This window comes from Paenibacillus sp. A14 (assembly GCF_036864815.1).
In the GTDB taxonomy this organism is placed as follows: domain Bacteria; phylum Bacillota; class Bacilli; order Paenibacillales; family Paenibacillaceae; genus Fontibacillus; species Fontibacillus sanfengchensis.
In genome coordinates this window covers 118,510-132,936 of sequence record NZ_JBAGJD010000004.1, presented here as the reverse complement: position 1 = coordinate 132,936, position 14,427 = coordinate 118,510, and the positions used below count along the sequence as shown (strand labels likewise).

Below are 14,427 nucleotides of genomic sequence, written 5' to 3'. Positions count from 1 at the left end.
GCTGGTGATGAATTTGGCGCTACACCTGGTTACAAGCTTTATCGCGTCAGCCGCCTTCGGCATTATATTCAACGCCCCCAGACGCACCCTTCTGCAATGCGGCGCGTCCGGCATGCTGGGCTGGGCTGTCTATGTGCTGCTGGACGAACGTCTGGATACCGTTTTGGCCACCGTCGCCGCGACTTTTATTGTCGGCGTCGTCAGCCAAATTTTCGCCCGGACGCACAAAAAACCGGTCATTCTGTTTAGCGTCTCGGGAATTATTCCGCTTGTGCCCGGGGGGTTGGCCTACGACGCGATGCGGAATTTTGTCGAGAACGACTATAATACGGCGGTTCAATTGGCGGCCCAGGCCTTTTTGATCTCCGGTTCGATCGCCATCGGCCTGGTCCTCTCCGAGGTATTGAACCAAACCTGGCGTAGGCTGTCCGGCAGGTGAAACCTCTATGAATCATCGAATTATAACTTACATCCAATTACAGAAAGAAGATGAACCGAAGCGATGATCGCCGATATTTTACTGGACGTCGTGCTGCCCATTTTCGTGCTGATCGGGCTGGGTGCCTTGATGCAGCGGGCATTTCGGCTGGACCTGTACACCCTGGCCAAAATTAATTTCTACTATATCACTCCCGCCGTCGTGTTTCTCAGTATGTACCATTCGGAGATGTCCCCCGAACTGCTCGGGAATGTCACCGTTTTCTATATCTTGTACGTGCTCCTGCTTTATGCGGTAAGCGCCCTTGTCAGCCGTCGGCTGAAATTCAGCCGCGGGTTGAAAGCGGCATTTACCAACAGCCTGATTCTCGACAATTCCGGCAACTATGGACTGCCGATCAACCAACTGGCTTTTAAGGGAGACGCCCTGGCTACCTCGCTCCAGGCGCTGATCATGACTTTCCAAAGCCTTGTGACCTTTACATATGGCGTCATGTCGGTCCAGCGGGCGAAATCCGGCGGAACGTTGAAGGCCTCCTTGATCGGCTTTCTTAAAATGCCGGTACCTTACGCTCTTGTGCTGGGGCTTGCTTTTCACGTGCTGCATCTGCCGCTGCCGGAATTTATCGGCAAGCCGCTATCCTATGTGTCCGACTCGATGGTCAGCGTCGCGCTGCTGACCCTGGGGGCGCAAATCGTCAAATACCCGCTGCGGCTGGACAGGTTCGAGGTTTATCTCAGCGTAGCCTTGCGCCTTCTGATCGGCCCCGCCATCGGATTGCTGCTCATTTGGCTGCTCGGTCTTCACGGCGTTCCCGCCCAGGCCCTGCTGATCGCTTCCGGTATGCCGACGGGGGTCAACAGCACAATTTTGGCGGAAGAATACAATAACGAACCCGATTTCGCTTCCCAAACGGTACTGATCTCCACCCTATTAAACATCATCACCATCACCGCGCTCATTTCCCTATCCCAGTATGTGGCCTGACGAACAAGGGCCGATATCGCGCCTTACGCACGATATCGGCCCTCCTCCGCATGGCAGACTTGCGTTTCACGCTCCATCCCCCGTCTGCACGCTCTTTACGCTTCGGCTTTCGCATTCATTTCATAAGCGGTTTGATGCAATTCTCTGATCATTCTCCGCAAAAATTGACCCTCTTGTTTTCCCAATCCATATTGGTTTTCTTTGGCGATCATCGCGCCAATCCGTTTCTTCAGCATCTCGCTCCGGCGTACCAACATTTCATCATAAGCCAAGTCAAGTCATCTCCTATCCGTTTTTTGTAACGGTTTTTTATAACACAACTATTAGTATAGAGATTGCTGCTCCGGAGGGAAAACCGATTCAGCACCGCTAAAATTGGATTATTTTTAATGCCGTTGGTTTCCCGCGCGCTCCCCGGACCTATTCTTATTTATCCTCCAAGATCCTGCCGGATGGTCGTATTTCCTTCATTCTGGCTGCAAATCGCCAGGCCCGGGACTTCCCAAAAACCAGGATTCGGGAAATGGCTTTTTGGGACTCAGCCATAAGCCGACAATGCCATGGGTTTAGTTTCCTTGCATAGGGTGCAGGGTAAAAAGTTAAGTAATAACAGCAGAGGAATAAAACCATGCTGCACCCATCAAGGAGGTCACCTATGAATTTTCTTAAAGGTAAAGGCTGCCTGGTCCCATTGATTGCCCTCGCGGTGATCGTCGTTATCCTAATCGCTTTGTTCGCCGGCAACTATAATAAGTTTGTCGCGGCTGACGAGAATGTGAATCGGGAATGGAGCAAAATCGACGTCCAACTGCAGCGGAGATACGACCTCATCCCAAACCTGGTCAATACGGTCAAAGGCTATGCCGCCCATGAAAAGGATGTCATTCAGGCGGTTGCCGACGCCCGGGCTGCCCTAGGCGGTGCACGAACACCGGATGAGCTGGCCCAAGCCGATCAGCAATTGTCCGGCGCGTTAAGCCGGTTGCTGGTCGTGGTCGAGAATTATCCGACTCTTAAAGCGGACGCACAGTTCCAACAGCTGATGGATGAACTGGCCGGAACGGAGAATCGGATCGCGGTGGCCCGGAACGACTACAATGCCGCCGTCGCCAGCTACAACAACATGCGGAGAAGGTTTCCCGGCAACTTGCTGGCGGGGTTGATGGGTTTTGATGCGCGGGCGTACTTCGAAACAACGCCGGAATCCCGGACCAACCCGGAGGTTGATTTCGGAACGGATGCCGGTACCTCCTCCGTGCCCTTCCCTAAACTTACGGCCATAACGGGTACGGGAGCATGAGACATTTCGCGGGATTGCCCGGGCTAAAACCGGGGTCCGTTCTATATGGCCTGACCTGCGCGGTTATGCTCTTCACTAGTTTGCTCTGGGGATCCGGCTTCTCGTCAAGCGCGGCAGCCGCCCCAGCCCCGGACATCCCCGAACCGCGCGGGGACATTTACATCCAGGATTTCGAAGGTCTGCTGGCCGAGGATCAGGTGCGGCTATTAACCGCGCTGGGACGGGCGCTGGAGGACCGGACCGGCGCGCAGATTGCCGTACTGACGGTTCCCACTCTACATGGATCCACGGTAGAAGAGTACGCGCTGCAGGCTTTTCGCAAATACGGATTGGGCGGCAAGGAGCAAAATAACGGGGTCCTGCTGCTCCTGTCCATGGGCGGCGGCGAGCCGGGAAATCGGCCGCTCCGGATTGAAGTCGGCTATGGACTTGAAGGCGCGCTTCCCGATGGTAAGGTCGGGCGAATCCTCGATCAGGTGACGATCCCTTACTTGAGAGAGAATCAACCCGGAACCGCGATTGTCGAAACCTACAAAACGCTATATAACGAAGTTGCCCGGGAGTACGGCGTGGAGGACGAACTGGCTCCGCAGGAGGTTGCCGTCCCGCAGACCTCGGCCGGAGAGGCCGGCGGAGGCCGCTTCTCCGCCGGCTGGCTGCTGCTGATCGTCGCTTTTCTCGCGGTGGATTTTATTTTCTTCCGCGGGATGATAACGATGCTGCTGATTTCGATGCTGGGTCGCGGCGGAGGACGCGGCGGCGGGGGTTACGGTGGAGGCGGCGGCTTCGGTGGAGGCGGCTTCCGGGGCGGAGGCGGCGGTACTTCGGGCGGAGGCGGCGCAAGCCGGAGATTTTAGAGACTCTCGTCTTCCGGTATAATATCCTATGGATATGAAACCGACGAAGGGGAGAGAAAACAAAAATCCATGACACAGAGTGAAAATACGAACCAACCGCAACACAAAGCCGTCTTTTTCGATGTTGACGATACGCTGTACGATCACTTGATTCCTTTTCGCCAGGCCCTCCAGGAGGTCCTGGCTACCTCCGCTGAATTCCCCTATCCCGAGGCTTACCATCGCATGCGCTTCTATAGCGATAAGCTGTCGGCGGAAGCCGGCGGCACTCCGACGCATGGGCGGGCCCTCGAAGAAATGCGCACGCAGCGGTTTGTTCTTGCGCTGCGCGAGTTTGGCCTGGAACTGTCCGCAGCCCAAGCGGCCGAAGTGCAAGCAGCCTATTTGCGCAGGCAGTTTGACATCTCGCTGTTTGAGGGAGCTCTCGGTTTGATCACCGCCCTGATGGAGAGAAGCCACACCGTCGGGATTATCACCAACGGACCGCCGGAGCACCAAATGAAAAAGATCACGGCCCTGGGGCTGCGTGATCTCATCCCGCCTGAGCGGATCTTTATTTCGGGCGCCGTCGGCATCACCAAACCGGACCGTCGGCTGTTCGACCATGTGGCGGACAAGCTGGGTCTGTCCCCTGCGGACTGCACGTATATCGGCGACTCCTGGCGGAACGATGTCGTCGGGGCGCTAGATGCCGGATGGAAGGTCCTTTGGTTTAACCACCGGGGCGCGGCGCCGGAATCGGCCCATCGTCTGCCGCCCCGAGTCACCAGTTACGCGGAAATCGAACGGGAATTGCTCCAATCTCTGTAAACCGGCTAAAGGAAGAGCGACCAGCCATCGCTGAGCAAACGGCCGAGCGGGCCAAACAGCAGCTTTCCGAACAAAGCCAGGGTCAAAAGCACGGCCAAATACACGAGCAAGGTTCCCTGGAGCTGATCCGGAAAACCCGGGGTCTGCCCCTCGGCGGAATACCCGGTCAGGATCACAAACGCGGGGACGGCGAACCAGGCCCCGAGCAGGCCAATCAATAGCAGCAGGGACTGCAAGGAATGAATTCCCAGCAACGCCGCCAGCAGGGCGAGCAGAAGCAGCGCCGTAAACGGCACCAGATACACTCCGAAGCGGGCCGCCACCTCACGGTAGTCAGCGGGCCCTTTTCCGTATCTGACCACAGCGTAGCAGTAGGCCGTAATAAGCAGACTCATGATAAGAAAGGCCAGCGTCGGCCGGAGCACCATCCCGACGAAGGGGTTATCCACAAACCCGACCAATCGTTGAAAACCGGTGTAAATGATGAGCGGGACCAGCAATGAAAAAAGGAGGATCGTAATTAATCCGGCTATAAACTGTCCATGATTCACTCTTCGGGCAAAGGCCACAGGATGCCTCAAGGCGGCGGTCACGAATTGGAGATAGGCAAATCCCGCAGCGCCTCGGGTCAGAGGCTTCCCGCAATTTTCGCAGTATCTCGCTTTCTCGGTAAGCTGACGGTGTTGGCATTTCGGACAGATCATTCTGGCACCTTCCTTTCCTCTATTTATATTAATTATGTTGGAAAACCCGAGCGATTATCAAGTTGTCCCGGGCCCGCTCCGTTCCCTGAGTGAACGGGACGGGCCTTTTTGCATGCATCCTCGGCCCGTATATTTTTCCAGCCGCGGAACAAACTACTTTAAAAGTGCTTTGGGAGGGATGCGGCCGTGTCGCTATTTCGGAAAATATCCAAGCTGTTCGGCTCGGGGAGCGGTTCCGGGTCAAAATCTCAGGAAGCTCACCCCCAGGGAACCCCCCAAGCTTCCGGACCGTTGACCTTGGATGTATTTCTTCAGGAGTTCAAGGACTGCGGGGACTTGATAACGTGGCACATGCCGACCATTTCGGCTCATCTCGTTTACTTCGATCATTTGGTCGACATTCCTACCTTTGAGCAGGAAATCCTGCTGCCTTTGCAGCATACCGGACAGGAGGATCTTCAAGAACTGCTTCGCCAGTCGCGCTTCGTCCGAACTTCGGATCCCGTGAAGGCGGTTAAGGGCGTTTTGGATGGAAAGGTGGCCCTCTTTCTGCCCGAAGGCGTTTATCTCGTCAATATATACAACCCCGAAAAGCGCAGCATACAGCAGTCGGAATCCGAAACCGCCATTACGGGCCCGCACGACGCTTTTATTGAAATGCTCGAAACGAACCTGTCGTTGATCCGCCGAAAGCTGAGAAGCAACCGTTTGAAGGTCATCCAGTTAAACGTGGGGGAGCTGACGAAAACAAAGGTGGCTGTTCTGTACGTTGACGGTATCGCCAAAAAGGAATTCGTGGACAAGATGGTGGAACGCATTAAAGCGATCGAATTCAGCAGTCTGTACGACGGCACCATGCTTACACAAATGATCGATGACTTTCCGAATTCGCTGTTCCCGCTATTCCAGACTTCCGAACGTCCGGATGTAACCATTTCCAAGCTGACCGAGGGAAAGATCGTCGTGCTCGCGGATCAAAGCCCGTCCGCCATCATGGCGCCGTCCACCTTTTTTGAGTTTTTCACCACCCCGGACGACTATTACAACCGCTGGGCCGTCGGGACCGCCCTCCGGCTGCTGCGCTACATTGCGTTTATCATTACGATCTCTTTAACGTCTTTATATGTCGCCGTCACGACGTATCATTACGAAATGATTCCCGAGAATCTGCTGGCCTCGCTGACCGAATCGAGAAGCCGCGTCCCGTTCCCACCGATCATCGAAGCACTGATTATGGAAACGACGATCGAAATGCTTCGGGAAGCGGGGGCGCGCCTGCCTACCAAAATCGGGCAGACGATCGGGATCGTCGGCGGGATCGTGATCGGTACGGCTGCTGTCGAGGCGGGGTTTACGAGCAATATCCTCATTATCGCGGTAGCGATGTCCGCAATCGCTTCCTTCGTGATTCCCAGCTATATCATGAGCGGTTCGCTCCGATTGGTGCGGTTTGGACTTATTATTCTTGCCGGTATGCAGGGCAACTTCGGGTTTATGATCGGGGTCGCTCTGATCATCATCCACCTCTCCAAGCTGACCAGCCTGGGTGCCCCTTACACGATCCCGGCCGCTCCGATCAAGCCGGTCGACTGGAAGGATATTTTTATCCGCGCGCCGTTCTGGTCTTTTAACGTGCGTCCGAGCCAGGCGAAATCGCCGAACAAGACGCCAAATAAGATGAAGAAATAGGTGACCGCCTTGTCTATGGAAAAGCTCCATCGTTTTCACATCGCCCTGCTCGTCTTCAACACCCAGTGCGGAGTGACACTCTTCGTCATCCCCCGGGTCGCGGCGATTAACCTCGGAACCAACGGCTGGATCGGAATCGGGATCGGCTACTTGATTGTCTCGATCAACATAATGCTGATTACGCTCCTTTACCGTTTAGGCCGCGGAGCCTCCATCTTTCAAATTCTGGGAAAGGGGCTCCCCCGATTTTTGCTTGTTCCGCTATACCTCTTGATAGCATTAGGCCTGGCGTTGGTCGGCTGTTTTGTCGTCAAGGAATATGTGGTGATTTATCAGATTCTGATCTTTCCGCAAACCCCGGAAATGGTACTGAAGCTGTTCGTGGATGTGTCGGTCTTCCTGATGGTTACCAAAGGGGTTTACAATATGTCGAAGGCCAATCTCTTCTTTGTTGCGTTCCTTCTGGCCCTGGTTCCGCTGAGCTTCACCTTCGTCAATGACTTCGACTTCAACCGGTTGACGCCTTATCTTTTTAAGGAGGCCCACAATCCCGCCGAGGGAATTTTCAGAATGTATGCAGCCTTTTTGGGATACGAGTTGTTCATGTTTTTGTTTCCCTATGCCGAGAACAACAAAAAATGGCTGAAGTATCTGCATCTGGGCAACACCATGACCGCTGCGGTTTATTTGCTGGTCACGCTCGTCTGCTACGGCTTTTTTAATTACAGGGAACTGACCAATCTCGCCTTTCCGATCCTCGAGATGTTCGGTTATTTACAGTTTCCCTTTGTGGAACGGGTTCAGAACTTTTTATACAGCACCTTCCTGCTGTCTATTTTGACCACGGCGTCCATGTATTACTGGTCTGGTCAAATCGTCATCGCCGAAGTCTTTCCCCGCCTCCCCTGGAAAGGCGTCGTGTTTACTTTAATGGCGGGCAGCTTTCTGGTTGCGCTTATTCCCAAAACCCTCCTTGAAGTGGAAAAATGGTTCGGGCTGCTGCTGTATTTTGAGAGTGGAGTAGCTTTCGGGCTTCCCCTGCTGGCGCTTCTGTCCCTACTCATCCAGAAAGGCAGGAAATCCCATGCATAAAAAAAACGCCGGACTCTTGTTGTTTGCCCTGAGCTTGCTGCTGCTCACCGCCTGCAATCAGGACCAGAACATCCTGGAACGGGTCGGCTATATCCGGACCGGAGGCATCGATCCGGCGGAAGAGGGGAAGATTCGCTTAACCATCAACGTTCCGCTCACCATCAATGAGGGCAGCAACACAAAACGGCTGACCGAAACGTTAACCACCGTGGCCACGGGCAGCAAGGAAGCGCGAAACGAGCTTTCCCGCAAATCCAGCCGCAAGCTCGTCAGCGGTCAATTGCGCACGCTTCTGTTCAACACGGAGCTCGCGAAGAAAGGACTTAACCCGTATCTCGACACCTTGTTCCGCGACCCTTCCATCTCCAAGCGCATCGAAATCGTGCTGACGGAAGGCTCCACGCAGGAGATCATCACCAGCCAATATCCAGGGCATCCCGGTGTGTCGCAATACATAGACCAACTGCTCCGGAAAGAATTCGACATGCAAAATACGCCGCGAATTCTGCTGCATCATTTTTTCCGCGATTATTATGATGACGGCAAGGACCCTACGGCCACTATGCTGGTCAAAAAGGGCAACGAACTGGAGCTCGACGGAATTGCCTTGTTCCGGAAAGACAAATACGTCGGAAAGCTGGAGAAAGATGATATATTCTATTTTACAATTCTGAAGCAAGAGCAAAAAAAGGGGGAGTTCACGCTCAACACGGATCGCCCTGAATTAAAATCCATCACCTTCAGCGCAATCAAAAGCAAGCGGAAAATAAAAATCAAAAAAAACGAGGAAGGAAAATATATCGCGGATATCGGCATCCGCGTAGAGGGCGGGGTGCTGGAATATATCGGAAATTTAAACCTGACCAAATCCGATCGCAAAAAACTGGAGGACCTGATCAGCGAGCACATGACCAAAAGAGCGGAACTGGTTCTGAAGAAATTGCGGCAGCACCGGTCGGACCCTATCGGGCTCGGCCAGTACGTCCGCAACAAAATGACCTATTCGGCTTGGAAGGATACCGATTGGAGCGAGATGTACGCCAATATGGAAATTCGCGTCCACAGCCGTTTTTTGATGAAAAACTTCGGAAACCTCTACAATTGATCCGGTTCTCCCATTTCCAGGATCTCCACGCCGTACGGCGCCAATTCCAGCTTCGTCCCTCTCATCTCCGCGTCGAGCAAGCTGTAATACTCCGCGGGAAGGGTAACCCGCCGAACCTCACGGCTCAGGTTCAAGAGAAAAAGAATCTCCCTGTCCGCAGCGGTGCGGATCGTAACTTGTACGCCGTCGGGAAGATCCGGAAAAGCCGGGATTTCAAGGCGGGCGGCAATTTCGCCGAACAAACGCTTGAGCCAGGCCTCTTCCGGATGGGTTCCCAAATAGTAGACCTCCCCTTGACCAAAACGGTTGACGGTCACGGCCGGCTGCCCGGCATAGAAATCGCTAGCGTACCGAAGCAGCACTTCCGCACCCAAAGGAGCCAGAATATCGCACCAATGCCGGCATGTAAAAGTCTGACCCTTGTCGTCCACCAATTCGTGAACATCTTGGCCGATCGGATCGTATTCCGTCACCATGACGCCCGAACAGGAAGAAAGAAGGCCGGGCAGCGGGCTCATGATGCACAGGTTGTTCATGTCCTTGACGCCGGTACGGCTCGTCAGGACCAAGGTGCCTCCTTCGGCCGCAAAACGTTCCAGCCGGTAGGCCGTCTCCGCATCCAACAAGTAAAGACTCGGGGCAACCACCAATTTGTAGCCGTCCAAAGGCTCGCTCCACTCGATCACATCGCAGCCGATACCAAGCTTGGTCAGCGCCCGGTGGTAATCCTTGATGCTTTCGTAATAGTCCATCCCTTCCGCCTGCGGCTGAATCCTTAAAGCCTCCAATTGTTCGATGGATAGCAGGATGGCCGCCTCGTGCTCAAGCACCGTGCCCTTGATTTTCTTGGACAACATATTCACTTCGGAGCACAGGGAAGCAAACTCGTCGAACTTGCGGCCCGGTATATTGCTGTGATCGATCAGACCATGCCAGAACTGCTCGGCTCCCGCTACGGCGCTTCTCCAGCGGAAGTGCATCACCGCATCGGCTCCCCGGGCGATCGCCTGCCAGGCATGGGCGCGGATAAATCCGGGATAAGGGGTTCGCCACATCGGAAACCAACAGCCCGGAGGACCGCTGAGCTGTTCCATGATCCAGAAATTCTTCCGCTTAATGCCACGGGTGACATCCAGGGATAAGGCGCCGCTGTACGGTCCGGTCGATTGTTTGCCGGGGGACGTGTTCGGATAGTAGTCGAAAGCGGCGAAGTCGAGGTCCTTTCCGACCCGGTACAAGTCCAGCCGTTGAGGATAACTGTGAAAATTATGCGTGACGAAATGATGCGGGCAATGCTTCTGAATGATCTTGATCTGGCTCCGCTGAAAAGACGCCAAGGTATCCCACTGGAAACGGGCGAAATCCAGCAGGTAAGACGGATTTTGGTGTGGGGATCCGCCAAGCGGTGTGCCGATTTGACACCAATCGCTGTATTCCCCGCTCCAGACGACCGTTCCCCAGGCGCGGTTCACCGCGCCAATCGAACCGTACTTCTGCTTGACCCACTCGCAGAACTTTGTGTTGCAACTCGGGCAATTACAATCAAGCATGCCGAACTCGTTATCGGTCTGCCATCCGATGACAGCGGGATGTTTGCCGAAATGTTCTGCCATCTTTTCGACAATCCGCGAGCCGTACACCAGCATCGATTCACTGTTGAAACAGCGGTGCCCCCGAACGCCCGGTTGAAAGATACGCCCATCGGCAAACACCGGTAAAATATCCGGCCGCAGGTCGGTCAGCCAGCGCGGCGGGGTGTTGGTCGGTGTACCGATCACGACGGAAATGCCATATTTATAGAACAAATCCAGTACCCGATCCAGCCAATCGAAAAGATAGATCCCAGATGAAGGCTCGAGCCGGCTCCAGGCAAATTCGGCAACGCGCGCAATGCGGACGCCCGTCACCTTCATGAGCTGGATATCCTCTTCCCAAACCCCCGGATCCCATTGCTCGGGGTAGTAGTCCACCCCGATTCGCACGGCATTATTCTGCCATGTCTTTCTTCTCACGATCTCTCCCCCGTTTCCAATAGTTCAAGAAGCACAAAATGGCATGACCGCCCGCTCGCCCGAAAGCCGGGCGAAGCGTAGCGGTCTGCCATATGTGTTCTGATCCATATAAGTTGAACTATCGATTCGCATATGAGGCAGCCGTGTGAAATGTTCTTCCGATCGCTGTTGTTCCCAGATTCCTCATCAATTAAATTCAGAAAAGGTAGAAATCCGGTCACAAAGGCGAACGCTACGCTTCTCCAGAATCATTTCACACTCTTGCCTAGAGCAAATTTTTAGTTCAACTTATATACTATTTATTTTTTAAGTTTGTCCCAGGCCGCCTGCATGTTGGTCATCCAGCCGTTCACATCGGTCTTCTCCGCGATCAGCTCCTGAATGACGCTCGCGAATTCTTGGGTTACCCCGTCCGGGAACTTCGAAGATTGTAAACCATAAACTTTGTTCTCGTCTACATATTTTTTCACATCCGCGCCCAACAGCCCAATATCTTCGGCCGCTGCCGGAATCGTCTTCAAGGCAGGGATGAATTTCCATTTCTTGACGATGTATTCTTTACCCAGGTCGGAAGTCGCGAGCCAGTTCAAGAAAATTTTCGCTTCTTCTTTCGAAGCGGATTCCTTGTTCACGACCAGGTTGGCCGGAATCCCAACGGTAAGCTTGTCGTTCTTCTCTGCGTCGTCATCGATCGGCATCGGGAACATGCCGATATTCATTCCAGGCTTAATGTTGTCGATCAAAGTTTGCGCCCAGTTCCCCTCTTGCATCATAGCCACTTCCCCGTTGGCAAACAGGGCCAGATGCGTATTCGCATCCGTCGTCAGCGGATTTTTCTGTCCGTATTGAACGGTCAGCTTAAGCAGATTGCTCCAGTTTTTGAATTGCGGGTTGTCGACGATCGTTTGGGTTCCGTCGTTCAAGCCCTTGATAAATTCATCGACATTGTCCTGTCTGGCGAAAGCCACGCTGATCCCCTGATTGCCCAGCAACCACCATTCCTGATAAGCGTTGCCGAACGGCGTGATGCCGGCAGCTTGCAGTTTCTTGGCCGCTTCTTCCAGCTCGGTGATCGTCTTAGGCGTTTCCGTAATGCCCGCCTTGGCAAACAGGTCCTTGTTGTACACGTACCCGATCCCTTCCAGGTTCATCGGCATACCGTATACTTTTCCGTCTTTGGTCATCGGCTCGGCTGCCAAAGGCACCAGATCCTTGACCCACGGCTGGTCGGACAGGTCTTCGATCTTGTCCTGCCACATGTCGAGCTCGGCAAAGCCCCCGTTGGAGAAAATGTCCGGCGCATCGCCGGAGGCGAATTTCGTCTTCAGTGCAGCCGCGTAGTCCGCGCCGCCGCCGACCGTTTGAATATCGAGCTTGATGTTTGGATATTCTTTTTCAAACTCAACTTTCAGCTCATTCAGGCCTTCCACAATTTCGGTTTTAAATTGAAAAATCTTGACGGTTTTGACTTCGCCTTCCTTAGCTCCGCCGCCGTTTGCGGCCGAACCGGAGTTTGCGGCATTTTTACCGCCGCATGCCGCGAGCAGCATGCTCATCATCAGCAGCACCGACAGAATGACCATGGAACGTTTCTTATTCATGTCTTTCATATCCCCCTGTACATTTGTAAAATGAGTTGCCTCTATATTTGGAACGCCGGACTTCGGTTAGTCTACCCTTTAACCGAGCCCGCCGCGATTCCCTCGACGATATAACGCTGCAGCAGCAGATAGAAGACGACGATCGGCAGAATTCCGATGGCCAGCGCCGGGAGCGCCATATCCCATTGCTTCGTGTACTGGCCGAAGAAGGAATATGTCGCCAGCGGAATCGTCCGCAGCGAAGGATTTTGCAAAATCAGCGATGGCAGCAAGTAGTCATTCCAGATGGCCAGCGCATTCAGCACGATAATGGTCATCATCATCGGGCGGAGCAGCGGCATGACGATCCGGAAAAACACGGTGACCGGATTGCAGCCGTCCACGGTGGCGGCCTCTTCAATTTCCAACGGCACGGATTTGACGAAACCGTGGAACAGGAATACCGCCAGCGGAAGACTGAGCCCCAGGTTGGTCAAAAGCAGGCCGGCAATGCTGTTGTTAACACCGAGCGTATTGACCACTTTCAAAACCGGAATCATGATCGTTTGAAACGGCACGACCATCGCCGCGACGAACAAGAGCAGCAACAGCCGGTTAAACCAAGTATTGGACCGGACCATCCGGTAAGCGGCCATCGCGCTGAACAGCGTAATCAGCACGACGCTGATCACCGTGATCACGATGGAGTTGCGGAACGCCTCGGAAAACCGGGCCAGCTCCCAGGCCTTGGTATAGTTCTCCCAATTAAATTTTGTAGGCCAACTGGCCGCGTTGGACAAAATTTCACCAAACGATTTGACCGAGTTGACGAACAGAAAATAAAACGGGGCGAGAAAGATCAGCGCCACGAGCGCCATAATGATTTCAAGCAGCACGTTTTTGCCGCGGGATCTGGCTTCCATCACGCTTCAACCTCCTTGCTCTTCGTGACGCGCACTTGAATCAAGGTGATGAGCGCCACGATGACGAAGAACAGTAATGCTTTGGCTGTGCCCAGACCATAGCGGTTATTCAGGAACGCTTCATTGTAAATGTTGAGCGCCACCGATTCCGTCGATTTGAACGGACCGCCTTTGGTCAAGGACAGGTTCAGGTCGAACATTTTGAAAGACCACGAGATCGCCAGGAAGAGGCTGACCGTCACCGCCGGCATGATCAGCGGAGCGATGATGCTGCGCAGAATCTGAAAGTGGCTGGCCCCGTCGATTTCCGCGGCTTCGAGCACTTCCTTGGACACATTGCTAAGCGAAGCGATATAAATCACCATCAGATAACCGGAATACTGCCAGACGAAGACCATGACGATCGCCCAGAATCCGGTGGTAGCGTCCCCGAGCCAAGGAAGTTCAAAGAAGGACCAGCCGGTCATTTCCCCCATGGTGGAGAAGCCTTTGATAAAAATAAACTGCCAGATAAACCCGAGCAGCAGGCCCCCGATGACGTTCGGCATAAAAAATATCGTCCGCATCACACTGCGCGTTTTCAAGGGCTTGGTTAAAAAATAGGCCAGGAAAAAGCCCACCAGATTCGTCAGAATCACGCCGAGAAGCGTAAAACGGACCGTAAACCCGAACGATTTCCAGAAATCCGGATCCCCGGAGAAAATTTGCTTGAAATTATCGAAACCGACCCAGCTCACTTGCCCCGATACCCCGTTCCAGTCCGTAAAGGAATAATACATTCCCATCGCAAACGGAATAATCATGACCAGCGTAAAAAACAACACGGCAGGGCCGACGAAAAACAGCTGCTGCCCAAACTGCGATAACTTTCGGTTACGCATGTATGGCCCCCTCCATTCTCTCTTTGTCGTATTTCGTCTACAAGTGTT

14 protein-coding genes are annotated in these 14,427 nt (G+C 53.8%); 8 read left to right on the top strand and 6 right to left on the bottom strand.

Annotated features, from left to right (window positions below; all coding sequences use genetic code 11):
* The first annotated feature begins 7 nt into the window (after positions 1–7).
* Positions 8–439, top strand: coding sequence for a threonine/serine exporter family protein (locus V4U88_RS11905; protein WP_334073488.1), 432 nt, complete (start codon positions 8–10; stop codon positions 437–439).
* 63 nt (positions 440–502) lie between these two features.
* Entirely contained in the window at positions 503–1,426 is a 924-nt protein-coding gene (locus V4U88_RS11900) for an AEC family transporter (RefSeq protein ID WP_334073487.1), read from the top strand.
* A 95-nt stretch (positions 1,427–1,521) separates the two neighbouring features.
* On the opposite strand, the gene V4U88_RS11895 is transcribed toward V4U88_RS11900, so the two are convergent.
* Positions 1,522–1,698 carry a hypothetical protein gene (locus tag V4U88_RS11895; protein ID WP_334073486.1) on the bottom strand — a complete coding sequence of 59 codons (177 nt, stop codon included), beginning with the start codon at positions 1,696–1,698 and terminating at the stop codon, positions 1,522–1,524.
* Between the two features lie 383 nt (positions 1,699–2,081).
* On the opposite strand from V4U88_RS11895, the gene V4U88_RS11890 reads away from it, so the two are divergent.
* The 3 genes from V4U88_RS11890 (at position 2,082) to V4U88_RS11880 (ending at position 4,393) form a co-directional block, all read left to right on the top strand.
* Positions 2,082–2,726 (top strand): LemA family protein, encoded by a 645-nt coding sequence (locus V4U88_RS11890; RefSeq protein WP_334073485.1) that lies wholly within the window; start codon positions 2,082–2,084, stop codon positions 2,724–2,726.
* Positions 2,723–3,583 (top strand): TPM domain-containing protein, encoded by an 861-nt coding sequence (locus tag V4U88_RS11885; protein ID WP_334073484.1) that lies wholly within the window; start codon positions 2,723–2,725, stop codon positions 3,581–3,583. The genes V4U88_RS11890 and V4U88_RS11885 overlap by 4 nt, the downstream gene beginning before the upstream one ends.
* Before the next feature lie 69 nt (positions 3,584–3,652).
* Positions 3,653–4,393, top strand: coding sequence for an HAD family hydrolase (locus tag V4U88_RS11880; RefSeq protein WP_334073483.1), 741 nt, complete (start codon positions 3,653–3,655; stop codon positions 4,391–4,393).
* 5 nt (positions 4,394–4,398) lie between these two features.
* On the opposite strand, the gene V4U88_RS11875 is transcribed toward V4U88_RS11880, so the two are convergent.
* Positions 4,399–5,097 (bottom strand): zinc ribbon domain-containing protein, encoded by a 699-nt coding sequence (locus V4U88_RS11875; protein WP_334073482.1) that lies wholly within the window; start codon positions 5,095–5,097, stop codon positions 4,399–4,401.
* Positions 5,098–5,283: 186 nt separating this feature from the next.
* Here V4U88_RS11875 and V4U88_RS11870 point away from each other — a divergent pair, with 186 nt between their 5' ends.
* From V4U88_RS11870 to V4U88_RS11860, 3 genes are read left to right on the top strand one after another with little or no spacing between them, the layout of a single operon-like run.
* Positions 5,284–6,786, top strand: a complete 1,503-nt coding sequence (locus V4U88_RS11870; RefSeq protein ID WP_334073481.1) for a spore germination protein — start codon at positions 5,284–5,286, stop codon at positions 6,784–6,786.
* 15 nt (positions 6,787–6,801) lie between these two features.
* Positions 6,802–7,878 (top strand): GerAB/ArcD/ProY family transporter, encoded by a 1,077-nt coding sequence (locus V4U88_RS11865; RefSeq protein ID WP_334073480.1) that lies wholly within the window; start codon positions 6,802–6,804, stop codon positions 7,876–7,878.
* A complete protein-coding gene (locus V4U88_RS11860; protein WP_334073479.1) occupies positions 7,871–8,983 on the top strand; it encodes a Ger(x)C family spore germination protein in 1,113 nt (370 codons plus the stop codon). The genes V4U88_RS11865 and V4U88_RS11860 overlap by 8 nt, the downstream gene beginning before the upstream one ends.
* Here the strand turns inward: V4U88_RS11860 and V4U88_RS11855 are convergent.
* The 4 genes from V4U88_RS11855 to V4U88_RS11840 form a co-directional block, all read right to left on the bottom strand.
* Positions 8,974–10,995, bottom strand: coding sequence for a beta-galactosidase (locus V4U88_RS11855; protein WP_334073478.1), 2,022 nt, complete (start codon positions 10,993–10,995; stop codon positions 8,974–8,976). The genes V4U88_RS11860 and V4U88_RS11855 overlap by 10 nt on opposite strands.
* A gap of 299 nt (positions 10,996–11,294) precedes the next feature.
* Positions 11,295–12,596, bottom strand: a complete 1,302-nt coding sequence (locus V4U88_RS11850) for an ABC transporter substrate-binding protein (protein WP_334073477.1) — start codon at positions 12,594–12,596, stop codon at positions 11,295–11,297.
* A 71-nt stretch (positions 12,597–12,667) separates the two neighbouring features.
* Positions 12,668–13,498, bottom strand: a complete 831-nt coding sequence (locus tag V4U88_RS11845) for a carbohydrate ABC transporter permease (RefSeq protein ID WP_334073955.1) — start codon at positions 13,496–13,498, stop codon at positions 12,668–12,670.
* Positions 13,498–14,379 carry a carbohydrate ABC transporter permease gene (locus V4U88_RS11840; RefSeq protein WP_334073476.1) on the bottom strand — a complete coding sequence of 294 codons (882 nt, stop codon included), beginning with the start codon at positions 14,377–14,379 and terminating at the stop codon, positions 13,498–13,500. Before V4U88_RS11840 ends, V4U88_RS11845 begins: the two co-directional genes overlap by 1 nt.
* Between the last annotated feature and the right edge of the window lie 48 nt (positions 14,380–14,427).